This window comes from Mesorhizobium sp. NZP2077 (genome assembly GCF_013170805.1).
Lineage (GTDB): Bacteria > Pseudomonadota > Alphaproteobacteria > Rhizobiales > Rhizobiaceae > Mesorhizobium.
This window is the reverse complement of record NZ_CP051293.1, coordinates 3184692-3209895: the sequence shown is the minus strand read 5'-3', so window position 1 is coordinate 3209895 and position 25204 is coordinate 3184692. Positions and strand designations below refer to the sequence as shown.

Sequence of the window (25204 nt, the reverse complement as noted above, 5' to 3'; positions counted from 1 at the left end):
GCTCAGAACCTCATATGCAGCGCGAAATGAGCAGGATTGAGCAGGCTGGTGACATACTCGATCGGCCGGTCATCGGCGGCGCGGGTCAGCCGGCGGCCGCGCAGGAACGGCGTGCCTTGCGGGCAACCGAGGATGGCCGCATCCTCGGCGTTGAGCATCTCGATGCCGACCCATTCCTCGCCATGGTCGGGGATAAGGCCGGCACCGCGCAGCGTCTGGTGCAGCGAGCCCTCGCGCAACCCGCGCAGCGGCACATCTTCCAGCTCCGGTGACAGCGGTAGGCGGCTGCGCTCGATCGAGATCGCATGGCCATCGCTGGCATTGGTGCGCACCCGGTCGACGGCGATGAAGAACGGCCTTTCGATGCCAAGCAAGGCAGCGAGATCGGCGTCTTCAATGACCTCCAGCCGAAGCGTCCTTGTCTCGGCATTGGCGCCGGCATTCGCCAGCGCCCGTGACCAGCCGATCGAATCGTCGACCGGCTTGCCGTCGAAGGTGACGAAGGAGCCTATGCCGACCTTGGTGGTGATCAGCCCGCGGCTGGACAGTTCCTCGAGGCCCTTGCGGACCGTGTTGCGGCTGACGGAGAAGCGCTGGACGAGCTCGTTCTCGCTTTGCAGGCGGTCGCCGAAGCCGAGAACGCCGGAGCGGATTTCATGCTCCAGAACGGTAGCTATCTGCTCGGGCTTGCCCGTGCCGGGAGACAGTTGAACCGCGCGCCGCTTCATATGCATACCTGTTCAGTGAACCTGTATAGTCCTGTTCAATATATGGCGACAAAACGCTTGTCAATGCGACGCCGAATGCAACTCAATGCAGGCAGCGGTTCCGGAGACCCCCAGCAACGTGTACCGCGCGCAGCGTAACTGCTACCACGACGCCTGTCTTCCCGACATCGCCTCGATCCTGACCTGATAGAAGAGATGGCTGCCCGAGGGCGCGAGGGTCTCGCCGGGCTTCAGCGCTCCCGGCTCCCACCAATCGGCATGCGCGGCAAGAAGCGACCAGGCAAGCCGGCGGTCGCCATCGACCTGAACGGTCATCCTTTCGACGCCGGTCATGCCGGCGTCCGGATCAGGCGCTTTGGGCAATTCCTCGAACAGGCCTTCCACCACAACGCTGCTCCAGCCATTGACACCGCCGACATCGTCGACTTGAAGGCAGACATTGGGATTGGCCCGCATCCAGTCGACTTTCCTGCCGGGAAGCGAGAAACTGAAAATGGAATTTTCGCCGAAGGCGAAATGGACCGGCACCACATAGGGTTTGTGGTCACGCACGCAGGCCAGGCGACCAAGGCGCTGCGTCTTCAACAGGGCGACGCAGTCCTGCCGCGTCATCTCCTTGATGTTCATCCAATCCTTCTTCCTGTTCAGGCCGCGCGATCGATGCGCCTGATAACCTTGATAGCCTCAGCTTCCGCTATGCCGATCAACGCGTCTATGCCCTGGATGGTCTCTATATGGCCGCGAGCCGCCACCATCCGCCGCAGGATGTGAAGATCATCGCGAATTTCACAGAGTGTCGTTCTGAGTGTTGCGGACATAGGGCAGCCTTCCGCAAACTCAACTGTCTCGACGCAAGCCGGTTCCCTCGGCGTCAACGCAAAAGCCCGCTCCGGCATGCCGGGGCGGGCCTTGGAGGAGGATGAAGGGGTGGGACCCTATCCTCTTGTTTCCACGGGGGGTGTGGACCGAAATCAACATACGGGATTCGAGCCGGGATTCGGATCACAAGCCGGCTTGCTTCCATCACAATCCGGTGCGTTCCGATCTCGACGCGGTCACGAGATCGCGATTGTCCGAAGGCTTTCGAACGTCTAGATCCGCCCTAGCACGACAAGGACAATGATGATCAGCAGCACCAGGCCAAGGCCGCCGCCGCCATAGTAGCCGGTGCCATAGAATGGGCCACCGCCGAAGCCGCTAAAGCCGCCGAGCAGCGCGATGACAAGAATGATGATGAGGATGGTGCCGATGCTCATGGTATTTTCCCGCTCCTGTAGGCGCTGACACGCCGGTTTGAACATCGTCGCATGCGATGTTTCGAAGACCAGAACGTTCGAGCAGCCTTACCGTTCCGCCATATTGTGACAGCGCATCCGCACCAAAGAAGTTAACGCGGAAAAGAGCCGATTGCCCGCGGTAGATAAGGGAGCGAATTGAAATCCCTACGCAGCAGAAAGCCCGCCGAAATGGCGGGCTTTCCGACCGGCCGGAGGCCAGGAGAGTGCTGTCAAGCCTCACGGCTGGTTGTGCACTTCCGTTCCTGGCGATCCTGCCCTCAGCGGCGGGCGATCAGCAGGCAGAGCTGACGCAGGTCACGGTCATAGGTGCCCTCACTGCTGAGCACGTCGACGCAGCGCTTCTTCATGCGCGCCACCTGGCCGCTGGACATCTGGGCCACGACACCCGGCAGGCTCGGATTGCTCGGGTTCGAGGGATTGCTGGGGTTGGACGGATTGCTGGGATTGGTTCCGGTACCGATGCCCACGCCGACACCGACGCCGATGCCACCCGTGCCGCCGACATTGGCCCCGAGCCCTGCAGTAACGCCGCCTGTGCCACCGACATTGGCGCCCACCCCGGCATTGACGCCATTGCTGCCGCCGACGGAAGCGCCGAGCCCGGCGCTGACGCCGTTCGAGCCGCCAACATTCGCACCCGCCCCGGCATTCACGCCGTTCGAGCCACCGACAGAAGCACCGACGCCGGCGTTGACGCCGCCGCTGCCACCGATTGAAGCGCCGACGCCGGCATTGATGCCGCCGCTGCCGCCCACGGAGGCACCCACGCCGACGCCGAGCCCAGCTGAGCTTGCCGGCATGGAAAGAACGAGGACCATTGCACTACCTGCCAACACACTGGCGACTGTTTTGATGGTAAAAGCCATAACACTCTCCTGTTGTCGTTGCGCTAAGGCAGCCGGCGTACAACCGGCTGTAAATTCAGCCACGAGGCAGGTGAGATTCAGTTTCAAATCAGCGCATACTTGCGCAAATGATGGTATTCATTGATACAATACAAAAACTTTAACAGTAATAAAACTCTAATACATATGTAGAAACAATTCTATACCAGAAAGGTATATTATCGACATATTCGATCGCATCAAATGAAAAACGATTCTCGGAAACTCGCTCCTTCGGCGGCAAACATCTCCGTCTGGTGCATAGCGTAAGCATTGGGAGTCAGCCACGATGGCGAGCCCGCCAGCAATCTGCAATACCCGGGGGAGGCATTGAACAACCAGGCAGTCGACCGACTCAGCAGGCCCAGGAAATGTGAGAACCGGTTTGCCCACAGGAAGGGAGCGGTCAGCGTTTCCGTGAACGGCGAACCGCCCTGAGGCAGCGCGGTTAGCCGACCCCAAGCCAGATGGGATCAGCCACTCCAGCCTTCTTCATCGACGGTCTTGTCCTCAGAATATCCGGTAGAACAGCCTGTAGTGCACACGCTCCATGTAAGCGCGATACTCCGGCGCGGCGGCAAGCAGGGCCTCTTCGCGCAGGATACGATACAGTTGCAGATAGGTGATCACCGCATAGACCGCGAGGTTGTGGAAGGAAAAGGCCGACAGCAGATAGAGCACATGGCCGGCAAGGTAGCCGGCATAGATCGGGTGCCGCACAAGCCGGTATGCACCGCCCGTCATCACGCCGCGATTGGCCGGCAGGATGGCGAAGGACCGGCCCAGCGATATCTTCCCCCAGATGACAAACAACAGCGCAACCAACTGCAGCGGCGCAGCAACGTAGACCGGAACAAGCACCACGCCGGGTTCGAGGCTAATCAACGCAACCCCGAAACTGGCGGTCACGGAGACGATGACCGTGAGCGGATTCCAGTCACGCGACACTGGACGCCGCGACAACAGCAGCCAGGTGAAGGTGAGTATCTCGGAAATCGCCACCAGCGCGGCGTTGAGCCGGGTCGGATCCTCCACGACCTGATACACGCCGCGATAGACGAACAGCGCCGCGCAGGCCAGGGCGCAGAGGCGAAAGAAGCCTTCGCGTAGGTCGACCAGCAGGTCACGCCGTCGCGCGGCGGAGAAGTACCCGCCCCCGTTATTATGCGAAAGCGCTTCACTTTTTGACGTGAGCAAAGGCAAGCACCCCGATGATCCCTCGAAGGGACCATTGCACGCAACCATTGCCGGGCAGTTAACCGGCAAGATCGGATCAGCATCAAACAGGGGCAACGCCCTCGAAACATGCGGGGGAGGATGCACCCCAGATGCCAATCCGGGGGCCGTGCGCTACCGAGTGAAGGGCATCCAGCCTCACCCCAGATGTAGATTTGCGAAATACTCCGCGAAATCAGGGCGCTGCGCCAAGACTTTGCCATCGGCGTCGCGCAAAATGCCAACTGAGAAGAGATAGTCGCCGATCGCGACCATCTTGGCCGGGTCCATCGTGCCGATGGCGCCGTTTTCTCCGCGCAGATAGTGCCCGTCGATCAGCGCGCTCAGCGACGCCTCGATCAATGCCGGATTGGTCAGGGCATCCTGGTTGGCGGCGATCAGCAGCGTCGCGGCTTCCCCGGGATGATCGACGGTGAACTGATAGCCGCGCCGCGTTGCCTGGACAAAGGCCGCCGCCAGTGCCGGGTTTGCCTGGAGATAGGCTTCGCTCGACGAGATCAGCGTCGTGTGCTCGTCGGGCACGCCGTAGTCGGCGTAAACGAAACTTCGCTGCTTGATGCCTTTGAGTTCGGCCTCGACGCCCTCCCAGGTCGAAACCTCGAGCGTGAAATCGACCGAGCCATTGGCCAGCGCTTCATAGGCCGAGGTGCCGAGCGTCACCGTCTCGAAATTGCCCTTACCGCCATCGTGGCGGATGATGGTCGAGATCAGCGCATTTTCCCAGGCGCTGCCGAAACCGCCATAGGTCAGGCCGTCAAGGTCCCTGGGGCTTTTGATCTCGCTACGCCCCGCATTGAACACCACTCGGCCGGTCTCTGACTGCACCACCGCATAGACGGCCTTCAAGTCGGCACCGGCGGTCTTCTGGGTGAACAGGCTGATGGTGCCGTTGATGCCGAAATCGGCGACACGGTTGGCGACCAGTGTGCCGGCGCCGGTGTCGCTGTAGGGCAGAATGTCGACTTCGAGGCCGGCCTCGCGATAAAACCCTTTTTCGCGGGCGACGAACAGCCCGACGTGGTTGGTGTTGACGGTCCAGTCGAGCGCGACGGTGACTTTTTGCGTTGCCGCGAAGGAGCGGCTCGATCCGGCGATCAGCGGAAGACCGCTGGCAAGGGTAAGCAGCAGGGCCTGTCGGCGCGTCAAGTCAGTCATGGTCATGTCCTTTGGAGGGTTGCGGGTCGAGCAAAATGTCGAGGATCTCGGCCTCGAGTGCGCTGGCCTGGCGCGCGGCGGCGCCGGTCGGATCGCGCGGGCGCGGCAACGGCACCCTGATTTCACGCAACACACGCGCTGGGCGCGCCGACAGCACATAGATGCGGTCGGACAGGAACACGGCCTCGTGCACATCATGCGTGATCAGCAGCGCCGTCCAGCGATGATACCGCCACATCTGCTCGAGCCAGCGCTGCATGGCCGCGCGGGTCAGTGCGTCGAGCGCGCCGAACGGCTCGTCGAGCAAAAGCATGTCGCGCTCCTGCACCACCGTGCGCAGCAACGCCGCGCGCTGGCGCATGCCGCCCGAAAGCTGTGCCGGAAAATGCCGCTCGAAGCCGGCAAGCCCGAACTCGGCAAACAGCGGCGCGACGCGCGCCCGTGCCGCCTTGCGCCTGACGCCTTGCACTTCGAGCCCGAGCGTCGCGTTGTCGAGGATACGCCGCCACGGCATCAGGGCGTCGCGCTGCGGCATGAAGGCAAAATGCCTGCCATGGTCGTGGAGTGGCGCGCCGTCGAAAAACATCTCGCCCTCGCCATGCTCCGCACCCGTCAGAAGCTGGAACAGCGTCGACTTGCCGGCGCCCGAAGGCCCTAGGATCGAGACGAATTCGCCGGCACCGACGTTGAGCGAAATATCGGCGAGCACGTCGAGCACGCCAAACGCCTTGCGCACATGCCGCAATTCGAGCCGGCTCATCGCCCCGGCCCATTTTCTGCCGGCTGCCGGCCGACCCGCTCCCAAGGCATGGCGAGGCGCTGCAAAAGCACTGTCAGCCCAAACAGGATGAGCGTCAGCGCGGCGCTGACGCCGACCGCGGCCAGCACCAGATCGGGGCGGAAATTGTTCTTGGCGTTGAGCATGTAGATGCCCAGCCCTTTGGCCGCGCCGGCATATTCGGCGAAGATGGCGCCGACCACGGCATAGGTGATGGAGATCCTCAAGCCCGCGAAGAAATAGGGCAGCGCCGAAGGCAGCCGTGCCAGCACGAAGACGCGCCACCGCCCTGCCCCCATGGCGCGCAGCATTTGGCCGATCTCGACCTCGGTCGCCTCATACCCCTCGACCAGAGCCACCAGCATCGGAAAGAAGGTGACCAGCGCCACCAGCATGATCTTGGGGGTCAGCCCGAAGCCGAACCACAACACAACCAGCGGCGCGATCGCCACCAGCGGCAAGGTCTGGCTGACAATGAAGACTGGAAACAAAGCGCGCCGCAACGGCCGGAAAAAATCGACCAGCATCGACAGAACGAAGGCGGCGCTCAGCGAACAAGCAAAGCCGACCAGCGTGGCGCGGATGGTGGGAATGGCGTTGTAGATGAGCGCCTCATGATTGAGCATCGCCTGTTCGAAGACGCGTGACGGCGCCGGCAGGATCGTTGGTTTGATGCCGGAATAGGTGGCGTAGAGTTCCCACGCCACAAGGAGCAACCCGACCGAGATGACGGCGGGCACTGCCTTGGCAAGAGAACCCGCGAGCTGGCGCGGGCAGCTGGTTGACGATGAGACCACGAGAAGACAACCTTGACGGCGGCGTGTAGGAAACGCGTTCTGTTCAGACAGCAGACGGGCTGTTGGCCGAAATCGTGACATCAAGGGTTACGTGGCCGGCACCCGGCCCGAAGCGGCAGAAGGCCTCATTCAGCGCCGAAAAGATCGCGCCCGTATCGCCGCGCAGTTTGGTGCAGAAGTTCTTGGAGCGATCGTAGACGCCTGACTGTTTCAGGAAATCGATGCAGCCGTAGATCTCGTCCATGTGGTCGCCGGTGCCCATCACGTAGAGCGAGAACTGCGCCGCCGCCGGCTGGCCGGTGGCAGGGGCGTTGCGCACGGCGCTGATGGCGGCTTCCTTGCGTGGGCCGAGGGGCCCGGCAGGCCCGCCAAACGCGTCGGAGCGGCAGATCGGATCGTCCGGCTCGCCCGGGCAGCCGCGCGAAATGGCCGCCGACAGCACGCTATGCTTGCCGCTCAGCGCCGCCGCGACGAACAGGTCGCGCAAAGCCGGGAACAGCACCTCCGGCGGCCCGACCAGCAAGGTCGAGATGTCGTCGGTCTCGATCCTGAGCCTGTCCCGGTAGGGATCGAGCGCGCCGAGCGCGCCAAGGATGACGCCGACGAAATCGTCGGTCATGGGGTATAGGGAAATCTGTGCGCCTGAAAACATCGCCCGCCTCGCTCCGCTGGTATTACCCAGATCAGCTTCTAGGGTCTGTGGGCTTGCCGCCCCCGTCTCAGCCCCGACCGTACGGAGCACCCCTGTGGATGGGCGCGTTAAAGCACCATTCGAACGGTAGGGGAAGCCGTTTCTTCAGCGCACTGCGCCAGATGTTACGTCTGCCCATCTTCCGCCTTGCCGAAAACCCGGATTTCAGGGGACGGCTTTCTGACTCGAGGGCGCGCGAAGGTAGCATGCAATTTTACGAGCCGTTTGAGCAGGCGGCCATAGGTGAAGTACCGGACCCTGCCATCGGCAAGATCGAACTCCACGATCCCCCACCGCCGGACTGGCGCCTTGCCCGTCGGCGGGCCTAGCCGTCTGACCTGGAACGCCAGCCTGATCTTGTGCCCGGCGACATCGAGATAGATGCCAGGAACAGTGCCCAGCACATGCCACATCAGGGCAACATGCTCGACCGACATGTCAGGCGAAATCATTGTGTGGGCCGCCTCAAGCCGCGCCCAGACAAAATCGCCGGCCGGCTGCCGCATCCCCTTCAGGCTGCCTTTGCAATAGGCGGGCGCTACCTCGCTCACCAGCGCGCACATCGCGGTCGCCATGCTGTCGGTCAGGGCTTGCAGCGACACCCAGTCTGCTTCGGAAAACGGCACTTGCCCGAGAATGTCGCCATCATCGAAACCGGCAGACATCTTGTGCAGCGTCACACCACCATGAACGGCGTGCTGGCCGTCGACGGCCAGGCGATGGATAGGGTGCGGACCCCGATAATTGGGCAGCAACGCTGGATGAAGATTGAGCCCGCCCTTCGGGAAAGCACCAAGCAACTCCGCTGGAATGAGGGCCGCAAACGCAAAGCAGATCAACACATCGGCATTGACCTCCGACAATTGGCTGCCGAGTGTGCCCCAATCATAGGGCCGGCCAAATTCGATCACCCTTGCCGGCGTGTTGCCGATATAGCGTTTGAGCAGCAGTTTGCGCCTCAGCCTTCGGCGAAACTTGCTGGTGCTGAAATGTTTCTGGCGTTGCCGGGATCCCGGGACGACAATCGCACGGATGTGATGACCTGCTTCAAGCCATCCTGCCAGTAGCGGCCCGGTGTAAGGGGTTATGTCGAGTACGAATACGGCCGAAACCCGGCTAGAGCCGGTCTGCGGGCTCAACAGCGCCAGCCGTTCAAGGCGCACATCAAGCCGATCCCCATCGGCGGGCATTCAGACGGCAAGCCAGCCTCATCGGTTGGCCTGACCGGTTTGCAAAGTAAGTCCGTCGGTCAGGGAGCCTTGACAATTGAAGACGGCACCGTGGCGGTAACATCGGAAAGGCGGCCGCCTTTCACGAGAACTGGCTTCTCATAGACTTTCTTCATGCGTATCTCCTGAAGCAAATCAGCCTGCACAGTTGGCCAGCAACGCCGCCAACTGTCAATCACCAGGCGGCGGCTGACAGTTGGCATTCACGCGGTCACGGGAATTACGCCGCCCTGCTCCTCGAAAACGACCCCTAAACCTTATGACACGGCCTTTTCTCGAACCGGCAGCTTCCAGCCTGGCCTGACGAAATGGCAGGTGTAGCCGTTGGGATATTTCTCCAGATAGTCCTGGTGTTCGGGCTCGGCCTCCCAGAAGGCACCAACTGGCGCGACTTCGGTGACGACCTTGCCGGGCCACAGGCCGGAGGCATCGACGTCGGCGATGGTGTCTTCGGCGACGCGCTTCTGCTCGTCACTGGTATAGTAGATCGCCGAACGGTAGCTCATCCCGACATCGTTGCCCTGGCGGTTGCGCGTCGTCGGATCGTGGATCTGGAAAAAGCGCTCCAGCAACATCCGATAGCTGATCACCGCCGGATCGAAATTGATCTCGATGGCTTCGGCATGGGTGCCGTGGTTGCGGTAGGTGGCGTTGGGCACATCTCCACCGCTATAGCCGACACGGGTGGAGATGACGCCGTGATAACGCCGTATCAGATCCTGCATGCCCCAGAAACAGCCACCGGCCAGCACTGCGCGTTCGATCGAAGTCGCCATGTCACGTCTCCTCAAAAGGCAATCCCAGCAGTGTAGCGGTTTCCCGTGCGGAATTGCGCAGACAAAATTGGATTTCCCAATAGATGGGCATTCTCGTCTGCTTCGTCCAGTCGCATGGAACGAACGCGGCCATGCGCGAACGATATCACGACCCGGTCAGGGATAGAACCGCTTCAGCTGCGCGGATGCCGGGTCCGGCTGTCGGCGTCGATCGGCAGATACCGTGTGCCGGGCGGAATGGCGGCAAAACTGATTGGCACGGGCGGCGCCTTGCGCGACCAGTTGAAAAGAACGGTCTTGACCGGGAGGTTGCCCAGCCATGCCTGCAGTTGCGGCGGTACGCCATTCCCAGGCCAAACCATCAGCATGCCGTGCTCGCGCAACCGCTGCCTGGTGATCCAGGGCGCGAGCCGCATATCGAGTTCGGTGAAGATCGACGGCTTGTCATAAGCATTGAGGCCCGCCAGCATGGCCAGATCTGCATCACCACCGACGATGTCGAGCCGACCGGGTGCCGCCGCGTGCCAGACCGCCTCGGCCTCGTCCGAGATCGGCTGCGCCGGCCAGCAGACCGGTTCCATGTGCCCCCACACATTACAGGTCGTCCAACGCATGGCCGCGTAGGCGCCGGACATGCTGACGATGCAGATCAGCGCGCAGATCGCCAGCCTTCGCATCTCGATGGCGCCAAGCCGATGACCCACAAGGGCGAGCACCAGGACACCGACAAGATTGTACATCGGCGCGCCCCACGCCTCGCCGGTACCGGTGAACAGTGAAGCCACCATAATGAGGATCGCTGGTCCAAGCCCCATCCACGTGAGATAGACGAGCGTGCCGCGTTCGACAGGCTTATCCGGCGCGGGCGAGCGTCGCAGTAATCCGGATATCGCCAGCACCAGAAGAAAGCCGGAAAGGCCAGCCAGTTGGACGCCGATATAATAAAGGCGTGCGCGGTGCTCCATCACCCATTGGTCACGGTCGGCGAAATAGGTCAGCGGCAGGAAATCGATGCGGTAGAGCGCGATGGCCAGTGGCGAGGCAACCGCGAAAAAAACGGCGAGACCGAACCAGGGCCAAGGCGTCGCAAGGCGGCCGCGTGCACGCGCATCGGACAACAGCCAGAGAGCACCGAAGGCAAGCAGCAGGCCGGTGGAGAACTTGGCATAGAGGCCGACGCCCGACACCAGTCCGAGCGCCAGCCACCAGCCCGGCCCGCCACCGCGGCCAGCCCGCCAGAGCAGCCAGCAGATGGCCGCCCAGAACGGCATCTGCGCATAGTCGTGATTGAACTGCGGCGTCGGCCAACCGAAGAAATAGATCGACGGCATCAAGAGCACCGCGGCCAACGCGCGGTTTCGCCCAAGCATGTCGCGGGCCAGCAGATAGACCAGCACGAAGGTCGAAGAAATTGTCAGCTGGGCGAGCAGATATTGCGGCCAGCGGAACGATCCGGTCAGAAGATGGCTGGTCTCGAGCAGCCAGCCGGGAAGCTGCGGATGCTTGTAGGTCAAGAGCACCCATTCGCGGCCCCACATGAAGCCTTCGACGACATCGCGAGGCGGCGCGGCGTCGACCAGTGCGGGCACCACCGTCCAGCAGGCGATCTGCACCAGGCATAAAATCGCCAGCAAATACCAGGGATGACGGATGAGACCCCGCCAGACTGATGACCGGTCTATGCCCGCGAGAGGCGACCTGGCCGGCAGCCAGCCATCTATGGACTCGTCAATTCCCGACATGCGGTGCTTAAATCACACCGACCGGTTTTCCGAATAGTGCCGATATCAAAGCTTACGAAAATGTATACTTGCACCGCCATTGCGGGGCCAAATTTGAGCAGGACATTCGCCGCTTCCTGCCACGCCCGGGCAAGACGGCCTGTGCATCACCCCTGTCCGAAGCTTCTGGATCCATAATGCGTCACAAGCACGCCGTCATTCACTACCGCGCGCTCGACTTCTGGATGGCGCGTGCGGCCGTCCTCGTCATCATCTGCCTGCAGCTTCTCGTCATCAACAACCTCTCCTTCGGGCCGCGCTGGCTGGCTCCGGCGCTAGAGGCCGCCCTGCTCCTGCCCCTCTCGGTGGCGACGGCCTGGACGCAGGTCGCCACCAGAAAGGCGGTCGAGGATCACGAGTGGCATGCGATTGGCCAGTTTCGCGTCATGATTCGCCGGACGGCTCTGACCATGACCGCGATCATCAGCGTCATGAATTGCGGTTCGCTGGTCTTGCTGGTGCGGGCATTGCTGGAGGGCCATGCCGGCAACAGCGGCACCACGCTGCTGATTGATGCTCTCAACATCTGGGTAACCAACGTCATCGTCTTCGCCTTGTGGTTCTGGAGCACCGACCGCGGCGGGCCGCCGACCTGTGGCCTCGTGAAGCTGGCGCAGGCCGATTTCCTGTTTGCACAGATGACCTTGAATGACCGCGAGCTTAGCCACTGGCTGCCGGGCTTCGTCGACTATTTCTTCCTCGCCTTCACCAACGCGACGGCGTTTTCGCCGACCGACACCTTGCCGCTCTCCCAGCGCGCCAAGCTTTTGATGATGGCCGAGGCGATGATCTCGCTGCTGACGATCGCACTGGTCGCGGCCCGCGCCGTCAATATCCTGGCCTAGGCCCAGAAACGCAAAAATAGCCCGCCTGGCGAACCGGGATGGGCTATTGGATTGTCTGCGATTGTCCCGAAGCCGGGGCGCAGGGGTGAAGGATCCACCGCTCTCAATCCGCGCCGAGGTCGCGTTCGAAGATCACCTGGTCGCGCAGCGGAATGCCGTTGACAGCCGAGCCTTTGGGGTAACCGGTCGATGGTCCGAACGCATCCTGCACGATGCGACACATCCGAAAGCCCTGTCTTTGGTAAAACCGCAGATTGCCGATATCGGCCGTCGCGGTCGCAACGATCAGGCGCCGGCCGTTGCGCTCGCGGCTACGGGTGATTGCCGCCGCGATAAGGGCACGCCCCAATCCCTCGCTCTGCCTTGCCGGGCGGACCGCCAGGCTCTTGAGTTCGAAGACGCCGCCCTCGCCTGTCTCGATGACCTGCACATGGCCGACGATCCTGTTGCCATCGCGCGCAACCAGCACCTCGCCCTTATCGATATAGTTGGATATCTGCGTCGGAGAATCGTCGGCAAGCGCAAACAGCGGCCGTAAAGCCTCGCGGTCCCCGTCATATCGTTCAATCTGCATCGAATAGCCCGGGCTGGATCAACGCCACCGCCAGTTCGGCAGCCTTCCGCCAGGATATAGCAGCGGCCAGTCAGGAGCCACAAACGCAAAAAGGCCCGCCCCGGCATGAGCCGAGGCGGGCTTTGGCTTCCCGGACGCAGGACAAAGCCTGGAGCTATTCCTCAGGAGTTGGCCCTAAACTTCCGCACGATCACCTCGAACAGAATATCCGATAGGGCATCCAGATGGTTTATGGCGACATCGAAATCTTTGGGCAGCACCGAAAGCACGATCTTCAGATACTGGTCCGGCTTGCCGGCCCGCACCTCGGCGATGACGCCGGCGCCATGCGCCCGGAAATCGGCGCGAACGGCAGCGAGGAAATCATCGCCCAGCGTTTTCTTCGTCCGCTTCGGACGGGGTTCTTGCGCAACCGAGGCGCCGCCGGCGGACTTGCGCCTTGCCGGCCTTGCCTTGCGGCGTGCCGGCCCGCGGGCGGCTTCGTCAACCATCGACCTGGTCCATCGCCTTCGCGGCGGTATCGCTGGGGAAAACAACCTCGACCGCCTTCGGCATCGATCTGGCCGACTTCTTCGAGCGGACGGTTTTCTTTCTGCCCCTCTTGGCGCGCTTCGGCTTTGCCGCCGCTGCGGGTTTTAGCGCGACGGCACGTTTCGCCACGCTGGCCTTGGCCTTGAGCCTCGCCATGACGAGACCGACGGCCTGGCTGGCGACACCCAGTTGCTCGAAACAAAAGCCACCGGCCGCATCGCGCACCATGCCGATCAACACGCTCGGCGCGACTTGTTCGACACGACCCAGCCGCGCCTGCGGCGCCGCACCCTCGAACGCGCCAATGGCACTGACGATTTCGCGGCCGTCATCGTCGGTGATGATCGTGGCGTAGCGTGTTGACATGAGGGCCTCGCGGAGTGGATCGTCAGATGAAAGGCAGCGCTCTACGGCGCCCCTCTGTCCTGCCGGCGTTCAAGATCGGCAGCGGCAGCGCCGTCACCTAAAGGATCGCCAGAAACACAAAACCCGCCTCGGCGGCGGGTCGTTGGCGCAAATCAGCACCATGGACAAATATGTAGCATGGCTGCCCTCACCCGGTCAAGGAAAAAATTCCTATTACGTTTTCGGCATCAATGCAAAGAGGCAGCCGGCACCCGCTCGGGCTCGCGGAAAAAACAAAAACCCGCCTCGGCGGCGGGTCATCGGCGCAAATCAGCACCATGGACGAAATCGTAGCACAACTGTCCTCACCCGACAACCGGATGGGCGCCAACCGGCCGCCTCCACCCCCGCATTGGCTAGCCGGCTTTTCATGAACCGACGGCTGTGAGACCATCAGCTGAAGCTCATGGAATGATTCGCGTCGCACCGCTTTGTCGGAGAGGACGATGGACAGACCAGCCATGGCATCCGTGTTCAGGATGCGGCATGCTCCAGCCTCGGTTTCCGGTGTGCGCAGCACCGGTCAGGGCCAGGCCGATCCTGTGGTCCGCGTGAACTCGCTCGGCGATGCGATCCGCTTCGTCGCCAGTGCCTTTCCCCACTACGACATCAGCGCCGTCGCCATCACCTGCAACGATCCGTCGATCCCGCGCCTCGACGGCCTGGACGTCAAGGCGCTGTGGCGCGAATATGGCGAGCGCCTGGTGCAGGAATAGGCTATTTCCCCTTCAGCCCGCCTTCCACCTTCCCGACATCCGGACAGAGGATGACCGTCCCCGGCGCCTTCACCATCATCACAATCATGCTGGTCCTGGTCGGCGTCCTGCCGATCTGGCCGTGGTCGCGCGGCTGGGCCTGGCGGCCGGCCATCGTCTCGGCTGCGATCCTGCTGGTGTTGCTGGTCCTGCTGTTCACCAACAGGATCTAAGCCGAGCCAACCCCGGCGCCCCATCCCTCCATTGCGGATCGGAAACGCCGCTGGTGCGTTTCACCTTTGGTCAATGGAGGGAGAGCACCATGAACGTCGCCAATCTGCAACTCGAAGGCCTGCTGATGGCCGTCGCCTCGATCAACCACGTCCTGGTCCGAAAAGGTATACTGACATCGCAGGAGATCGACATCGCGTTGCGCAAGGCCGAGGCCGGCGAAACCGGTGAGGAGCGATCCGGCGGCATGTCGGCCTCCAGCCGCGACGCCGTCAATTTCCCGATCCGGCTGCTGGAACTCGCCAACCAGTGCCAGCCCGAGGCCGACATGCCCTCTTTCTCGAAACTGGCCCGCCTGGTCGGCAAGATGAAGGAACCCTACAACGACCAGCTGTAGGGGCGCGCCTCAAGCCCTGCCCGGCCAGCCCAGGTTCAGCGCCAGCACCCTGCCCGGCCCGTGCACGGCGGCGAACAGCAGGCCGGCCATGAACGAAAAATGGTCGACGAAGAAGCCGAACTCGGCCTGGTTGCCGGCCCAGTGGCCGGGGCCGTGGAAAGAGAATCCCAGGAACAGCACATAGGCCGCGGCGACCAGGGCCGCCTGGGTGAAGAAGGCGCCGCTCAGGAAACACAGCACCAGCGCCACCTCCAGGATCGCCGCGCACCAGGCGAGGAAGAGCGGGAAGGGAAAGCCTGCGGCGGCGATGAAGCTAGCGGTATCGCCCATGCCCATAAACTTGAACGTCACCGCCATCAGGAAGACGGCGGCAAAGATCAGGCGGGCAATGAGTAGGGCCGCGGTCTGCCACGGCGATTGAGTGATGTCCGGCATGCTGTCTCTCCAGGGTTTTTGATGGCTTTCGACCCAAGGACGAGCGACCCTGTGCGGTTCCGACACCGGCCTGAAATTTTTTGTCCGCAAGCGCTGCCGCGCCGGATGCCGGCACCGGCCTTGGCGGTCGCGGACAGGACGCCGTGCCGGGGCTCCAAGCTTGCCGCCGCCTGCCCCGGAGGCTATTCATCGCAAGGGGTGCGTGATGTTTTATGAGGAGAGCCAGCGGATGGCGACGGTCCGGTATCTCGTCAACGATGTCGAGTTGGCGATAGCATTTTACACCACGCATCTGGATTTCGTGCTGCAACAGCAGTTCGGTCCAGCGATGGCCATCCTCAAGCGCGACGACCTGACGTTCTGGCTTGCCGGCCCGATGGCACGGCGGCAAGGCCGATGCCGGATGGCCGCACGCCCGAGCTGGGCGGCTGGAACCGCATCGTGCTGCAGGTGCAGGACCTGCCGGCGCTCGCCGCCCGGATGCGCGAGGCCGGCGTGCCGTTTCGCAACGAGATTGTCGACGGCCCGGGCGGCCGCCAGATCCTTTGCGAAGACCCGTCCGGCAACGTCGTCGAGCTCTTTGAACCAAGAGCATGATCCCTGCCGAACCGCGGGTTCGGGGTCATGGTCTGGATCGTTGGCGCTGCGCACTCCTTCCGCGCCAGTCGAAGCCGCCGGCCGGGAGCGGCCAGGCCGCTTCGGCCCTCATCTGTCTCACCGCCAAGCGGCTGGGGCCGACCTGAGGCAAGAGGGGCAAGCCCGGCGCGTCTGACCTGCCGTGCGGCATTCACGAACAATTAATGATCAAGAAACTTGTTCGTAACCGGCAACGTGCTACTTTTAAGCCGGGGCTAATGCACAGGCATGTCGGGTGCTGCTATTGGGGTGGGTTGCGTTGTGGGCGCGAGCGTAAGGTTCGGGACGAAGTCCTATCTGGTTCAGTCATCGGTTCTGGAATGTAGCGGCTGCGGCGGCACCGGGCAGGTTTTCCAATGCCCGCGCTGGACAAGCTCCAACGGCCTTTGCTGCCCCGCCGGCACGCATAACCGCGGCTGTCCTGGCGCCAGCGCGCCTTGCGCCGATTGCGGCGCCACCGACCAGCACGGCGCCGACGCGACCCGGCCATCGGCCTGAATCGGCAGCTTGCCATCCAGGCCTTGTTCGGCCCGCCCGCCGCTTGCCGTGGAACCGGCAGCACAAATCTCTGTTATGTCTGATCGCGGCATCCCATATACCGGTGTCCGCGCCACCGTGCGGCTGACAGAAAGTGAGGCACGCCATGCCCGACGACAAATCGAAGATCAAACAGGACCGCAAGCTGGTTTCAAGCGAGGAGACCTATGAGGTCGCCGCCTTCGCGCGCAAATACGGCATCCCGCAGAGCGAGGCCCAGACCATCATCAAGCGCTACGGCCCGTCGCGCAAGAAGCTCGACAACCACATGGCCGCGCGCGGCTAATGCATGTAGCCCAAAAGTGACCTCGGTTTTGGGGGGACGACATGCATAAAAACAAAGACCTAAAGCGCGTCGCATGAATCCGCCGCGACGCGACGCGCTTTAGACGGCGGTGGCGCGCCGCAACCATTTCGCCGGCATGGGCGTTGAAGGGTCGACCGGGCTTGGCGGTGCGGGTGAACGAAATGGCCGACGAGCCTCTGTCCCGCCCGGCCCGTAGCGTGCCAGACTGACGAAAGCCAGACTGAGGGAGGCTGCAACCATGTCCGACACCATACGCAGGACCGGCAGTTGCCTGTGCGGCGGCGTGCATTTCGTCGTCACCGGCCAGCCGACGCGGGTTGGTCTTTGCCACTGCAAGGACTGCCGCAAGGCGGGCGGCTCGGTCTATTCGGCCTTCGCCATCTGGCCACGCGACGTCTTCAAGACATCGGGCGAAGTCGCCAGCTACGGCACGCGCAGCTTCTGCCCGACCTGCGGCAGCCGTGTCGCGTGGGTCGGCGACACCGAGGTCGAGGTGATGCTCGGCAGCCTCGATGTCGCGCCGACCGACCTGGAGCCGCAATACGAATTGTGGATCACCCGCCGCGAGGCCTGGCTGCATGCCTTGCCCGGCACCGAACAGTTCGAGCATGACCGGCCCGATGACCTGCAAACTCCGGAAGCTGCCGATCAGCCGGCGCCGAGACCTTTGTCGGACGCCGTCGCGCACGACTGAAATTTCGTCGTTCGGGGCTGGAACCCTCCCCTCACGGCTACGTTATCCGGCGCCCCTTGTGAGTGGCGTTGTTGCACAAGCGCTGCTCGCTGTCGGGCGACATGCCACGGAGACTTCAGTTGAACGACAAGATGTTCCCCCGACCGATCCGCCTGAAATTCGCCTCCGAGCGCGAGCGCGTGGTGCGCAGCGCCTGGGAGGGCCTGGAATGCCTCGGCGACTGGCCCGCCGGCCAGGGCCGGCAATACCGGGCGGCGTTGCGCAGCTGCCGCGACGCGCTGGATGGCTGGACACCGCCGGAAAAAGCGATGCGGGCGATGATCGACGCCGCACGCGAAGCCCACATCCTCCAATAGTGGGCCTACCTCCTCCAATAGCGGGCCCACATCAATAGCGGGAAAGACAATGGCTGATGTAATGCTGTCGACACCGATGCGGATCAAGCCGCATGGCGCCGACACAATCCGCGAGGTGGCGACGCTTCAGGACGCCAGTGAAATCCTGATCGACTGGCCGCATGCCAGCCGCGGCCCTTTCTACCAGGCGGCGCGAGAGAAGATCGAGGCGGCGCTGGAAAACAAGGACGCCGCAGCGCAGGCGCAGGAGGCCTTCACGGCCCTTTGCGATCACGCCGGCGTGCTGGTTCGCTGAAGCCCAGCCAAGAGACAGTTATTGTTTCCGGAAGGATGGCATTTCGGCTTCTCACCAAACAAAAAGCAGGCGAGATTCTCGCCTGCTTTTTTTCTGAACCGCTGCCAGCTATTTCGTCGGCAGATCGCCGTTCACGATCGGACGGGAAGTATCGAAGCCGAAACTCTTCGGTGCCATGAACATCAAGACGATGACGATGGCGATAGAGGCAAGAAACGTGGCGGTGCTGGCAATGTCTCTCACGGTCCCATCCTTTTACGAATTCAATTCGTAAACAAAACGTTTCGCGCAGGGCGAGGTTCCGTTGCCCGGTGACAATGCCGCGTAATGTCCTTTATTGCTTCGGCGGCTGTGCCGGAACTTCGCCCGGCTTGATCACCGGTGTCTTGCCTTCGTCGGGCGCCGGCGCGGCCATGCCCTGATCGCCGGTGGCCGGCGGCTTCAGCACCCCGCCGCAATCGTTGAGCTTTTCGGTCAGATTGCCGTTGCCGGACTGCTGCTTGCCGCCTTGATCCGTCTGTATCCGGCATTTGTCGGCCTGCTGCGCCGGATTCTGCTGCGTCTGCGCGGCCGCAGGTACGGCCAGGGCCAGCATCAGCGACGCGATAGTGAGAGGTTTCATCTCGGCCTCCTTTTCTGCGATGGCCACCCGCGGCGGCCTTGCCTTCGCAGGGACAACGCCCAACCGCGCAAAAGGTTGGCGCCGCCAAAAGGTTGGCCAATGAATCCAGGAGGGAAACCATCGCATTAACAATCCGGGCCGCGATCCCGACGACTACTACCAGATGATGGTGGCGCGGGACCATGAAGGCCGGCTATGCTACATTGCGAGTGGCAATCGCTCCCGGCGGGCAATTGAGCAGCCTGACGAGACAGCAGGAGGCCAATAAGACATGCGTACTCTTTGCGGACTGGTCTTGGCTGCCGCTATCCTATGTCTGGGCGCGGCGATCGCCACAAGCCGCGTGAACGCCGCCGAAATCTATGCATCGCGTGTGTTCAGTGTGGATGAGACAGTCTATGCCGTCCGCTTCAGCCCGGCTGGAGACCGTGTCGCACTCGCCACCGACGCCGGTACGATCATCTTCGATACGTTGGACGGCAAGCAGGTGGCCGAATTGAAGGGCAAGGCCTCCTCCGTAGCCTGGAGTCCGAACGGATCGGTGTTGATGGTGGCGACCGCGGACGCGTTGCGCTTCTGGAATGTCGCCGATTACTCAAAGGAATTGGCGGCGATCCCCCGGGATGCGCAGACTCTCATCTTTGGCCTTCCCCGAGAGCCGTTCAGCCCGGACGGCCAGTCCATCGTCGTGCTTAGGCAAGATCACACGGCGGCGGTCTGGCGGATCGAAGGCCCGCGACAGGCCGCCATCCTGGATGGACATTCCGCTGCGTTGACCGATGCCGGCTTTAGTCCCGACGGTAGGCTTGTCGCCACGGCCGCGGAAGACAAGACCGTGGTCGTGTGGGACGTTGCCGCCGGCAAGAAGATCGCCAAGCTGGAAGGACATGAGAAAGCCATCGACAACGTCAGCTTCAGTCCGGATGGAACGCGCATCCTGACGATCGGGCGGGATCAGACCGTGCGGGTCTGGGACGCCGCGAGTGGACACGAGATCGCGGCACTGCGGCACCAGGCTGACGTGGAAGCCGCGGCGTTCGACCGTGACGGCAAGCGTATCGTGACCGGCGCGGACGACGGTGCGGCGCATGTCTTCGACGCCGCCAGCGGCATAGAGATCGTTACGTTGAAGGAAGCCGGCGTGGAAAAAGTGCTGTCCGCAGCCTTCAGCCCGGATGGCGCCCGTATCGCCACAGGCGCGTCGGACGAATATGTGCGTATCTGGGACGCGGGTTCCGGGAAGCAGATCGTCAAGCTGAACAGTCTCTCCGAAGGCTACGGCGTCGGCTTCATTGACGATGCAAGGATCGTGGTGAGACCGCACGGCACGATGGGCGTCGTCTATACGTTGCAGCAGCAGCAAGATGCCATTCACCTGGCGGACGGAATGGCCGGCATGTGGGCCTTCGGGCCACCCGATGACGTCGACGCCACTCCGGATGTGATGCACCTCATTTGTTCGACCAGCCCCTATATCATCCACCCGGACGGGCTCGTCGAATATCTTGCCGGCGGTGAAGACCAACTGCTTGAGCCCCGCCAGTTCATGCGCTGCAAGGCCGGCATGACATGCGACGTGTTCGAGGGCGCGGCGCATTCGCTGGCGGCCGATCCTTCGGACAAGGCGACGTTCAAACTGGCCGATGGCAAGGGCACGATGTGCATGGCCAGCGATCCTGACAACTGCCAGACCCTTCGCAAATGCTCGAAGCTGGAATGGGACGACGCAGCGCGCGCCAGCGGTCATGCCCAGCAATGGGAGAAGCTGTTTGCGGCCTCTGCCAACTGAACTGCGCAAGTTTATCGGGTATCTTTGTGCAATCGCGATTGCCGCCTACGCGATACACGGCATCGTCACAGACGACCTGGTCATGCTCTACCGTCTGGGAACTTGGCGCCAGAAACATTTTGGCGATCTCCATCTGCGCGGCATATGGGCAATTGGAGGCTCGGCCTGCCTCCTGCTTGGCGCCGCCGGTTTTGCCGTTCTGGCTTACGGCGTCATTGGCACGAAACCGGGCGCAGATCCCAGAGCGAGATTCTACAGAAATCTGGCTACCCCATTGATCTTTATCGGCGCCGTGTTCTTCCTCGGAATATCATGGTTCGCCGAGTGGTTTGTCCGATGAGGATCGCGGCGGCTGCGCCGTCATATTCGGTGCTCGGGGCTTGCAAGGCGAAGGCGAGGACATCCGCGCGCACGGCCTATGGCGGCGCACAGCGTGCGCGAGGAGAAACGGTGGTCAGATCAGCGAAATTTCTCTGCGTCGTCCTGGAACGGGACATCTGGCGGATAGGCTCTTTGCGGGCACGCCTCGTAGCGGTGCTCGCGGCTGCCGCAGAAGGAACAGCACATGGCTTCGCGGCCTTCGTTTCCCGGCCACCATTGCGGCGTCTCGTAAGGTTTCCTGCTGTCCATGCCCAGCAATGCGCGACGCGTGATTTGGTTGCGCGGCACGCGCGGTCGACGCCCCGTCATGGAACCAGCGGACAGGTACCGGGTTTTGTGGAACAGTACATAGCTGCGTCAAGAGAAGAGTGCCCGCCATGTCTGCTCGCCATCTTATCCTGTCGATGACCTTGGGCGCTGTGCTTGCGGCGACCGGGTTGGCCGAGGCGCGGCCCGACAGCCGCAGCATGAGCTGCGGCGAGATCCAGACCATGATCCAGAGCCGCCGCGCCGTGGTGCTGACCACCGGCCCGAACACCTATGACCGCTATGTCAGGCAGTTCGGCAATGAATGCGACCGGCCCGAAATTCCGATGTCGGCCTACATCCCGGCGCGCGATGGGCACTGCCCGGTTTACCGCTGCGACGAACCGGTAATAGACTTCCCGAATTGACGGCACGCCGTGCCGGCTGCATAACCGTACCAGCTCCCGCTTCGTCTAATGGTAGGACAGCGCCCTTTGAAGGCGTGAATCGTGGTTCGAGCCCATGAGCGGGAACCAAGCCAACCTCACCACTGGTTTTGTCGTCTCAGCCGTCGAACGGCGGTCAGGACTGCTTGTCCCCGTTTGGATTGGGTGACGGCGCCTCTCGCACGTCTCGCGGTGGCGGATCGACATGTCGGGGTTCTGGCGACGCTTCCTTGTCGGGACGACGGACAGGTGTCTCCTTCGGGTCGGGTCGCAATGGGTCTTTGATCTTGTTTGGCATATCCACTTCCTCCCATCCTCAGAAAACCGGGCCGCTCCCCTCTTGTTCCCGACAGCCTTTAAAAGGCCCCGCCACCCCGGAGCCAGCGGGCCGCCAGCCTGGTGCAACAAACATGGGCCATAGCGCGTTGAAGCGTCCGAATGGAGCTTCAACAATGGATCTGGCAACTTCCGCGGTGATGGTTCTGCTCTCTTGCAACCCTGGCGCCCCATCCGTCTGCAAGCCGAGCGATATGCCTCCCACCACTTTTGCATCGCTCGACGAGTGCCAGCTCGCATTGGCTGCCAGGCTGGCAGGCGCCCCTGACGGGGAAATGGTCGGGCGGTGCCGTTCGGTCGACCCATCCGCAACAGCTTCACTGCCTGCCGGCTATAGGACGGTTGTCGTCACACGAGGCAAAGGGGCGGATGCCGTGAGCAGCCGGTATATCGTCCTGCACAAGGACTGAAGCCCGCCGCAGGCTCGCCGAGAAAACCCCAACGAAATCTCAGCGAGCCAGCCGCCCCGGTACAAGGGACAAAAGGCGACCAATTGATCTACGAGTCCGTCATCCACAAAGTTGCCGGAAATCGTCAAGCCGCCCCCGAGTCCAAAGCCCGGCTTCCGCGATCACACCATAGGCTAGGGCGGCAATGAGGTTCACAGTATGACCACAAGCGGTCGATTCCTCAGGGATGTAGCCACTTAGAAAGCCCGCCGCGGGTCGCTCCCGTGGCGGGCTTTTCCTATTGGACCAAGGTCTTGGTGCCCTGCCACAAAGGTCTGACATAACCGCTTTGGTTCCGGTATCGTCCATTGGACGTTCCGTTATTTTATCCAATCGCAATATAGGGTGATCAGGCTTTGCGGGCTGGCATAGACCCGCCGCCCCATTCACGGCGGCGGCGGGCGCCCCTAGGGATCGCGGGACTTGCCGGAGCGTTGGAACCCCTGCCGCAAAAATAACTCTCAACGCCGCCTGTGGTTCCAGCGCTCACTTTGGCGGGCGCATTCAACGCGTCCTTGGCTTCGGCGTGATCTCGTCGACCCGCACCTTGTCGCCGATCTCTTTAGCCAGCGCCAAGGCCTTGGTTTTGTCCTTGGTGGTCAAGACCGTACGCCAGCTAGGCTTTTCAAAGACGCTCACGACGTAGGTTGTGGCCGGCTCTTCAGTCATCGATAGCCCTCACCTGCTTCGTTTGCATGCTTCATCTATATTAGCAATAGAGCACATAATTGTCAGCCGGCAGCCCCATGCCGGTTAGGCCCGGCTTACGGTGAGCGGGGAGCAGCCCTCCGCGGCATCCCCGGGCTTTGAACCGATCTTCCTGAAACCATTTCATCGACCCTGCGTTGACCACCGGGCATGGCCAGACACAGGAGACATTCATGACCGTCAACTGCCGCATATCCATAGACAACCGGCCGGACGCCACCGACGCCATTTTCCAGGCGGTGCCACGGATTGGAGAAAGCGTTTCGCTGTCGGTCGACGGAAGTCCGCAGGATCTCCGGGTCTCACGTGTCGTGCACGTCCCCGGCGGCACGTTGGAAGGCGCCGCCATTGTCGTCGAGGTGACAACCAATATTCTCTGAAGAGGCTAGATGCCGAAGCCCAGCGCGGAGGCGCCATCGTCGTCTTCGACGCCGGCTTGGGGCACGATGATCGATGCCAGCGGCGCGCTGAGGCGCCAGTTGAGCTGGCCGGGCGAGCGCTCCAGTTTGGCCGAGCCGCCCAGCGACTGCGGCGCCACGCGCTGCAGGACGACGGTGCCGAACCCCTTGCGCACGCCGTCGTCGAACCGGTCTCCGGCACGCGGCGTGGATGTCTCGGTCCAGAGTAGCTGGAACTCACGCCCGCCCGAAACGCTTGAACTCTGGGCACCGGTACTTGTGGCAGCGGAGCCCAGACCACCTGAGTCCTGGGCGCCGGACTCGATTGTCCAGGTGATCTCGACGTGGCCGTCTTCGCAGCCCAGCGCGCCATATTTGGACGAGTTGGTGCCAAGCTCATGGAAAGCCATGCCGAGATTCTGCACCGCATTCGACTGCAGCGTCAGCAGCGGGCCGGAAAGCAGGATCTGCTCCTCACGGCCGAACGGCTTCAGATGCTCCTGGATCAGGTCGAACAGGCTGGCGCCGGCCCACTCCGAGGTGACAAGCAGATCGTGAGAACGCGACAGCGCCATGATGCGGGCACGAATCAGTTCCTCGAATTCGCGCGGATCGCTCGAGCGCTTGCTCGTTTCCCTGACCATCGACAGGATGACCGCGAACTGGTTCTTGACGCGATGATTGACCTCCCGCATCAAGAGCCTGATGCGACGCTCGCTTTCCTTGGCGGCGGAAATATCGCGGGCGATCTTCGAAGCCCCGACGATCTCGCCATGGGCGTTCTTGATCGGCGAAACCGTCAGCGAGACGGAAATAAGCGTTCCGTCCTTGCGCTTTCGTGTCGTCTCGTAACTGGCCACGCGATCGCCGGCGCGGACCCTGCTGATGATCTCGGTCTCCTCGCTCTTGAGGTGATCGGGGATGAGCATGAGGATCGACTGGCCCACCGCTTCCTCCGCGCTGTAGCCGAACATGCGTTCGGCCGCCAGGTTCCAGCTGGTGATGATGCTGGTCAGATCCTTGCTGATGATGGCGTCGAAAGAGGAATCGACGATCGCCGCGAGGCGTGCGTCGGCGGTCGCGGTCTGTTTTGGGTTGCCTGTTGCGATGTCAGCTGTCGCCGCCACGATGTCGCTCATGTGCATGAGGTAGCGCGCGAGCGGATCAAGGCAATCTCCGCCCGGCGCAATTCGCACAGGCGGCGCGTCACTACCGGAGCTGGATTCACTCCGAAGGCCGATCGTTCGTCTTGCCTTCGCCGTCGGGCAGCACGCCGAAATCCTGCGATTTGACACCTTGTTCGGCCATCAGGAACCCGTCCGAGGCGAGGCCGCGCCGCAACAGCTCCCTGACCGCGGCCGAGCGGCTTGGCATACGCTTTTCGAAGCGCCAGTTTTCCAGCGCCGCCAATTCGTCGGCAGTGAGCATGATCTGCAATCGTTCGGGGCGTTCCAGTTCAGCCATGGCGCTTCCTCGCTCAGGACCAAAAATACGTCGAGTTAGTATCTAACTCATTCAGCGTATAGTTAGGATAACTC

Annotated in this window: 34 protein-coding genes, 1 tRNA gene, 1 pseudogene and 1 riboswitch; of the genes and pseudogenes, 14 read left to right on the top strand and 22 right to left on the bottom strand. The window is 62.4% G+C overall.

Annotation, left to right across the window (positions count from 1 at the left end):
• Positions 1-2 precede the first annotated feature (2 nt).
• The 13 genes from HGP13_RS15955 to HGP13_RS15895 all read right to left on the bottom strand — a co-directional run bounded on the left by HGP13_RS15955 (position 3) and on the right by HGP13_RS15895 (position 11314).
• Positions 3-728 (bottom strand): GntR family transcriptional regulator, encoded by a 726-nt coding sequence (locus HGP13_RS15955; protein ID WP_172227073.1) that lies wholly within the window; start codon positions 726-728, stop codon positions 3-5.
• Between the two features lie 141 nt (positions 729-869).
• Entirely contained in the window at positions 870-1355 is a 486-nt protein-coding gene (locus HGP13_RS15950; RefSeq protein WP_172227071.1) for a pyridoxamine 5'-phosphate oxidase family protein, read from the bottom strand.
• A 17-nt stretch (positions 1356-1372) separates the two neighbouring features.
• On the bottom strand, positions 1373-1546 hold the full coding sequence (locus tag HGP13_RS15945; protein ID WP_172227069.1) for a hypothetical protein: 174 nt from the start codon (positions 1544-1546) through the stop codon (positions 1373-1375).
• A gap of 273 nt (positions 1547-1819) precedes the next feature.
• Positions 1820-1984 carry a DUF3309 family protein gene (locus tag HGP13_RS15940; protein WP_172227067.1) on the bottom strand — a complete coding sequence of 55 codons (165 nt, stop codon included), beginning with the start codon at positions 1982-1984 and terminating at the stop codon, positions 1820-1822.
• Positions 1985-2283: 299 nt separating this feature from the next.
• Complete coding sequence (locus tag HGP13_RS15935) at positions 2284-2892, bottom strand: hypothetical protein (RefSeq protein ID WP_172227065.1); 609 nt, start codon at positions 2890-2892, stop codon at positions 2284-2286.
• Positions 2893-3420: 528 nt separating this feature from the next.
• Positions 3421-4155: an isoprenylcysteine carboxylmethyltransferase family protein gene (locus HGP13_RS15930; protein ID WP_172234736.1), complete on the bottom strand. Its 735-nt coding sequence runs from the start codon at positions 4153-4155 to the stop codon at positions 3421-3423.
• A 129-nt stretch (positions 4156-4284) separates the two neighbouring features.
• Positions 4285-5301: an ABC transporter substrate-binding protein gene (locus HGP13_RS15925; RefSeq protein WP_172227063.1), complete on the bottom strand. Its 1017-nt coding sequence runs from the start codon at positions 5299-5301 to the stop codon at positions 4285-4287.
• The gene (locus HGP13_RS15920) at positions 5294-6061 is read right to left on the bottom strand and encodes an ABC transporter ATP-binding protein (protein ID WP_172227061.1); all 768 of its coding nucleotides are present in this window, start codon (positions 6059-6061) and stop codon (positions 5294-5296) included. The genes HGP13_RS15925 and HGP13_RS15920 overlap by 8 nt, the downstream gene beginning before the upstream one ends.
• On the bottom strand, positions 6058-6876 hold the full coding sequence (locus tag HGP13_RS15915) for an ABC transporter permease (protein WP_172227059.1): 819 nt from the start codon (positions 6874-6876) through the stop codon (positions 6058-6060). Before HGP13_RS15915 ends, HGP13_RS15920 begins: the two co-directional genes overlap by 4 nt.
• 43 nt (positions 6877-6919) lie before the next feature.
• Positions 6920-7528: a YkoF family thiamine/hydroxymethylpyrimidine-binding protein gene (locus HGP13_RS15910; RefSeq protein ID WP_172227057.1), complete on the bottom strand. Its 609-nt coding sequence runs from the start codon at positions 7526-7528 to the stop codon at positions 6920-6922.
• Positions 7519-7632: riboswitch (TPP riboswitch) on the bottom strand. Its footprint overlaps the gene before it by 10 nt.
• A 60-nt stretch (positions 7633-7692) precedes the next feature.
• A complete protein-coding gene (locus HGP13_RS15905) occupies positions 7693-8730 on the bottom strand; it encodes a formyltransferase family protein (RefSeq protein WP_172227055.1) in 1038 nt (345 codons plus the stop codon).
• A 323-nt stretch (positions 8731-9053) separates the two neighbouring features.
• Complete coding sequence (gene msrA / locus HGP13_RS15900; protein WP_172227052.1) at positions 9054-9572, bottom strand: peptide-methionine (S)-S-oxide reductase MsrA; 519 nt, start codon at positions 9570-9572, stop codon at positions 9054-9056.
• Positions 9573-9745: 173 nt separating this feature from the next.
• Positions 9746-11314 (bottom strand): glycosyltransferase family 39 protein, encoded by a 1569-nt coding sequence (locus HGP13_RS15895; RefSeq protein WP_172227049.1) that lies wholly within the window; start codon positions 11312-11314, stop codon positions 9746-9748.
• Positions 11315-11490: 176 nt separating this feature from the next.
• Here HGP13_RS15895 and HGP13_RS15890 point away from each other — a divergent pair, with 176 nt between their 5' ends.
• A complete protein-coding gene (locus tag HGP13_RS15890; RefSeq protein WP_172227046.1) occupies positions 11491-12198 on the top strand; it encodes a hypothetical protein in 708 nt (235 codons plus the stop codon).
• A gap of 103 nt (positions 12199-12301) precedes the next feature.
• Here the strand turns inward: HGP13_RS15890 and HGP13_RS15885 are convergent, their stop codons facing one another.
• The 3 genes from HGP13_RS15885 to HGP13_RS15875 all read right to left on the bottom strand — a co-directional run bounded on the left by HGP13_RS15885 (position 12302) and on the right by HGP13_RS15875 (position 13669).
• Positions 12302-12772, bottom strand: coding sequence for a GNAT family N-acetyltransferase (locus tag HGP13_RS15885; RefSeq protein ID WP_172227043.1), 471 nt, complete (start codon positions 12770-12772; stop codon positions 12302-12304).
• A gap of 161 nt (positions 12773-12933) precedes the next feature.
• Entirely contained in the window at positions 12934-13263 is a 330-nt protein-coding gene (locus HGP13_RS15880) for a hypothetical protein (RefSeq protein WP_246707407.1), read from the bottom strand.
• Positions 13256-13669 (bottom strand): hypothetical protein, encoded by a 414-nt coding sequence (locus HGP13_RS15875; RefSeq protein ID WP_172227040.1) that lies wholly within the window; start codon positions 13667-13669, stop codon positions 13256-13258. The genes HGP13_RS15880 and HGP13_RS15875 overlap by 8 nt, the downstream gene beginning before the upstream one ends.
• Before the next feature lie 485 nt (positions 13670-14154).
• Here HGP13_RS15875 and HGP13_RS15870 point away from each other — a divergent pair, with 485 nt between their 5' ends.
• From HGP13_RS15870 to HGP13_RS15860, 3 genes are all read left to right on the top strand, one after another.
• Positions 14155-14424: a hypothetical protein gene (locus tag HGP13_RS15870; protein ID WP_172227037.1), complete on the top strand. Its 270-nt coding sequence runs from the start codon at positions 14155-14157 to the stop codon at positions 14422-14424.
• Positions 14425-14474: 50 nt separating this feature from the next.
• Positions 14475-14636, top strand: coding sequence for a DUF3309 family protein (locus HGP13_RS15865; protein ID WP_172227034.1), 162 nt, complete (start codon positions 14475-14477; stop codon positions 14634-14636).
• An 89-nt stretch (positions 14637-14725) separates the two neighbouring features.
• A complete protein-coding gene (locus tag HGP13_RS15860; RefSeq protein WP_172227031.1) occupies positions 14726-15031 on the top strand; it encodes a hypothetical protein in 306 nt (101 codons plus the stop codon).
• Positions 15032-15040: 9 nt separating this feature from the next.
• Here HGP13_RS15860 and HGP13_RS15855 read toward each other — a convergent pair whose 3' ends face one another.
• On the bottom strand, positions 15041-15466 hold the full coding sequence (locus tag HGP13_RS15855; protein ID WP_172227028.1) for a DoxX family protein: 426 nt from the start codon (positions 15464-15466) through the stop codon (positions 15041-15043).
• A 229-nt stretch (positions 15467-15695) separates the two neighbouring features.
• Here HGP13_RS15855 and HGP13_RS15850 point away from each other — a divergent pair.
• From HGP13_RS15850 to HGP13_RS15830, 5 genes and pseudogenes are all read left to right on the top strand, one after another.
• Positions 15696-16063 (top strand): annotated as a pseudogene (locus tag HGP13_RS15850) (VOC family protein).
• Between the two features lie 682 nt (positions 16064-16745).
• The gene (locus HGP13_RS15845) at positions 16746-16925 is read left to right on the top strand and encodes a DUF3606 domain-containing protein (RefSeq protein WP_027052489.1); all 180 of its coding nucleotides are present in this window, start codon (positions 16746-16748) and stop codon (positions 16923-16925) included.
• Positions 16926-17184: 259 nt separating this feature from the next.
• Entirely contained in the window at positions 17185-17640 is a 456-nt protein-coding gene (locus HGP13_RS15840) for a GFA family protein (RefSeq protein WP_172227025.1), read from the top strand.
• A 119-nt stretch (positions 17641-17759) separates the two neighbouring features.
• Entirely contained in the window at positions 17760-17996 is a 237-nt protein-coding gene (locus HGP13_RS15835; protein WP_172227022.1) for a DUF982 domain-containing protein, read from the top strand.
• 49 nt (positions 17997-18045) lie between these two features.
• Positions 18046-18291 (top strand): DUF982 domain-containing protein, encoded by a 246-nt coding sequence (locus HGP13_RS15830; RefSeq protein ID WP_172227019.1) that lies wholly within the window; start codon positions 18046-18048, stop codon positions 18289-18291.
• Between the two features lie 108 nt (positions 18292-18399).
• Here HGP13_RS15830 and HGP13_RS38560 read toward each other — a convergent pair whose 3' ends face one another.
• Both HGP13_RS38560 and HGP13_RS15825 read right to left on the bottom strand, forming a co-directional pair.
• The gene (locus HGP13_RS38560) at positions 18400-18534 is read right to left on the bottom strand and encodes a hypothetical protein (RefSeq protein ID WP_281410996.1); all 135 of its coding nucleotides are present in this window, start codon (positions 18532-18534) and stop codon (positions 18400-18402) included.
• Between the two features lie 91 nt (positions 18535-18625).
• Positions 18626-18913, bottom strand: a complete 288-nt coding sequence (locus tag HGP13_RS15825) for a hypothetical protein (protein ID WP_172234735.1) — start codon at positions 18911-18913, stop codon at positions 18626-18628.
• Between the two features lie 271 nt (positions 18914-19184).
• On the opposite strand from HGP13_RS15825, the gene HGP13_RS15820 reads away from it, so the two are divergent.
• From HGP13_RS15820 to HGP13_RS15805, 4 genes are all read left to right on the top strand, one after another.
• The gene (locus tag HGP13_RS15820; RefSeq protein WP_172227016.1) at positions 19185-20702 is read left to right on the top strand and encodes a WD40 repeat domain-containing protein; all 1518 of its coding nucleotides are present in this window, start codon (positions 19185-19187) and stop codon (positions 20700-20702) included.
• Positions 20683-21042, top strand: a complete 360-nt coding sequence (locus HGP13_RS15815; RefSeq protein ID WP_172227013.1) for a hypothetical protein — start codon at positions 20683-20685, stop codon at positions 21040-21042. Before HGP13_RS15820 ends, HGP13_RS15815 begins: the two co-directional genes overlap by 20 nt.
• Positions 21043-21460: 418 nt before the next feature.
• Complete coding sequence (locus HGP13_RS15810) at positions 21461-21757, top strand: hypothetical protein (protein WP_172227010.1); 297 nt, start codon at positions 21461-21463, stop codon at positions 21755-21757.
• Positions 21758-21791: 34 nt separating this feature from the next.
• Positions 21792-21865: transfer RNA gene (locus tag HGP13_RS15805), tRNA-Gln, on the top strand.
• 1199 nt (positions 21866-23064) lie between these two features.
• Here HGP13_RS15805 and HGP13_RS15800 read toward each other — a convergent pair.
• Positions 23065-23229 (bottom strand): hypothetical protein, encoded by a 165-nt coding sequence (locus HGP13_RS15800; RefSeq protein WP_172227007.1) that lies wholly within the window; start codon positions 23227-23229, stop codon positions 23065-23067.
• A 212-nt stretch (positions 23230-23441) separates the two neighbouring features.
• On the opposite strand from HGP13_RS15800, the gene HGP13_RS15795 reads away from it, so the two are divergent.
• The gene (locus HGP13_RS15795; protein WP_172227004.1) at positions 23442-23648 is read left to right on the top strand and encodes a hypothetical protein; all 207 of its coding nucleotides are present in this window, start codon (positions 23442-23444) and stop codon (positions 23646-23648) included.
• 5 nt (positions 23649-23653) lie between these two features.
• On the opposite strand, the gene HGP13_RS15790 is transcribed toward HGP13_RS15795, so the two are convergent.
• Together HGP13_RS15790 and HGP13_RS15785 are read right to left on the bottom strand one after the other, a co-directional pair.
• Positions 23654-24811, bottom strand: coding sequence for a PAS domain S-box protein (locus HGP13_RS15790; RefSeq protein WP_172227001.1), 1158 nt, complete (start codon positions 24809-24811; stop codon positions 23654-23656).
• A gap of 79 nt (positions 24812-24890) precedes the next feature.
• Positions 24891-25130, bottom strand: coding sequence for a hypothetical protein (locus tag HGP13_RS15785; RefSeq protein ID WP_172226998.1), 240 nt, complete (start codon positions 25128-25130; stop codon positions 24891-24893).
• Positions 25131-25204: the final 74 nt, after the last annotated feature.

Bases quoted from the DNA above. Each gene is read 5' to 3' on its own strand.
- HGP13_RS15875 (WP_172227040.1), bottom strand. From the start codon at position 13,669: ATGTCAACACGCTACGCCACGATCATCACCGACGATGACGGCCGCGAA.
- HGP13_RS15930 (WP_172234736.1), bottom strand. From the start codon at position 4,155: ATGGTTGCGTGCAATGGTCCCTTCGAGGGATCATCGGGGTGCTTGCCT.
- HGP13_RS15945 (WP_172227069.1), bottom strand. From the start codon at position 1,546: ATGTCCGCAACACTCAGAACGACACTCTGTGAAATTCGCGATGATCTT.
- HGP13_RS15810 (WP_172227010.1), top strand. From the start codon at position 21,461: ATGTCTGCTCGCCATCTTATCCTGTCGATGACCTTGGGCGCTGTGCTT.
- HGP13_RS15795 (WP_172227004.1), top strand. From the start codon at position 23,442: ATGACCGTCAACTGCCGCATATCCATAGACAACCGGCCGGACGCCACC.
- HGP13_RS15940 (WP_172227067.1), bottom strand. From the start codon at position 1,984: ATGAGCATCGGCACCATCCTCATCATCATTCTTGTCATCGCGCTGCTC.
- HGP13_RS15825 (WP_172234735.1), bottom strand. From the start codon at position 18,913: ATGAAACCTCTCACTATCGCGTCGCTGATGCTGGCCCTGGCCGTACCT.
- HGP13_RS15880 (WP_246707407.1), bottom strand. From the start codon at position 13,263: ATGGTTGACGAAGCCGCCCGCGGGCCGGCACGCCGCAAGGCAAGGCCG.
- msrA (WP_172227052.1), bottom strand. From the start codon at position 9,572: ATGGCGACTTCGATCGAACGCGCAGTGCTGGCCGGTGGCTGTTTCTGG.
- HGP13_RS15895 (WP_172227049.1), bottom strand. From the start codon at position 11,314: ATGTCGGGAATTGACGAGTCCATAGATGGCTGGCTGCCGGCCAGGTCG.
- HGP13_RS15790 (WP_172227001.1), bottom strand. From the start codon at position 24,811: ATGCACATGAGCGACATCGTGGCGGCGACAGCTGACATCGCAACAGGC.
- HGP13_RS15870 (WP_172227037.1), top strand. From the start codon at position 14,155: ATGGACAGACCAGCCATGGCATCCGTGTTCAGGATGCGGCATGCTCCA.
- HGP13_RS15840 (WP_172227025.1), top strand. From the start codon at position 17,185: ATGTCCGACACCATACGCAGGACCGGCAGTTGCCTGTGCGGCGGCGTG.
- HGP13_RS15920 (WP_172227061.1), bottom strand. From the start codon at position 6,061: ATGAGCCGGCTCGAATTGCGGCATGTGCGCAAGGCGTTTGGCGTGCTC.
- HGP13_RS15785 (WP_172226998.1), bottom strand. From the start codon at position 25,130: ATGGCTGAACTGGAACGCCCCGAACGATTGCAGATCATGCTCACTGCC.
- HGP13_RS15910 (WP_172227057.1), bottom strand. From the start codon at position 7,528: ATGTTTTCAGGCGCACAGATTTCCCTATACCCCATGACCGACGATTTC.
- HGP13_RS15830 (WP_172227019.1), top strand. From the start codon at position 18,046: ATGGCTGATGTAATGCTGTCGACACCGATGCGGATCAAGCCGCATGGC.
- HGP13_RS15950 (WP_172227071.1), bottom strand. From the start codon at position 1,355: ATGAACATCAAGGAGATGACGCGGCAGGACTGCGTCGCCCTGTTGAAG.
- HGP13_RS15855 (WP_172227028.1), bottom strand. From the start codon at position 15,466: ATGCCGGACATCACTCAATCGCCGTGGCAGACCGCGGCCCTACTCATT.
- HGP13_RS15935 (WP_172227065.1), bottom strand. From the start codon at position 2,892: ATGGCTTTTACCATCAAAACAGTCGCCAGTGTGTTGGCAGGTAGTGCA.
- HGP13_RS15820 (WP_172227016.1), top strand. From the start codon at position 19,185: ATGCGTACTCTTTGCGGACTGGTCTTGGCTGCCGCTATCCTATGTCTG.
- HGP13_RS15865 (WP_172227034.1), top strand. From the start codon at position 14,475: ATGACCGTCCCCGGCGCCTTCACCATCATCACAATCATGCTGGTCCTG.
- HGP13_RS15800 (WP_172227007.1), bottom strand. From the start codon at position 23,229: ATGACTGAAGAGCCGGCCACAACCTACGTCGTGAGCGTCTTTGAAAAG.
- HGP13_RS15890 (WP_172227046.1), top strand. From the start codon at position 11,491: ATGCGTCACAAGCACGCCGTCATTCACTACCGCGCGCTCGACTTCTGG.
- HGP13_RS15955 (WP_172227073.1), bottom strand. From the start codon at position 728: ATGAAGCGGCGCGCGGTTCAACTGTCTCCCGGCACGGGCAAGCCCGAG.
- HGP13_RS15925 (WP_172227063.1), bottom strand. From the start codon at position 5,301: ATGACTGACTTGACGCGCCGACAGGCCCTGCTGCTTACCCTTGCCAGC.
- HGP13_RS15845 (WP_027052489.1), top strand. From the start codon at position 16,746: ATGCCCGACGACAAATCGAAGATCAAACAGGACCGCAAGCTGGTTTCA.
- HGP13_RS15860 (WP_172227031.1), top strand. From the start codon at position 14,726: ATGAACGTCGCCAATCTGCAACTCGAAGGCCTGCTGATGGCCGTCGCC.
- HGP13_RS15885 (WP_172227043.1), bottom strand. From the start codon at position 12,772: ATGCAGATTGAACGATATGACGGGGACCGCGAGGCTTTACGGCCGCTG.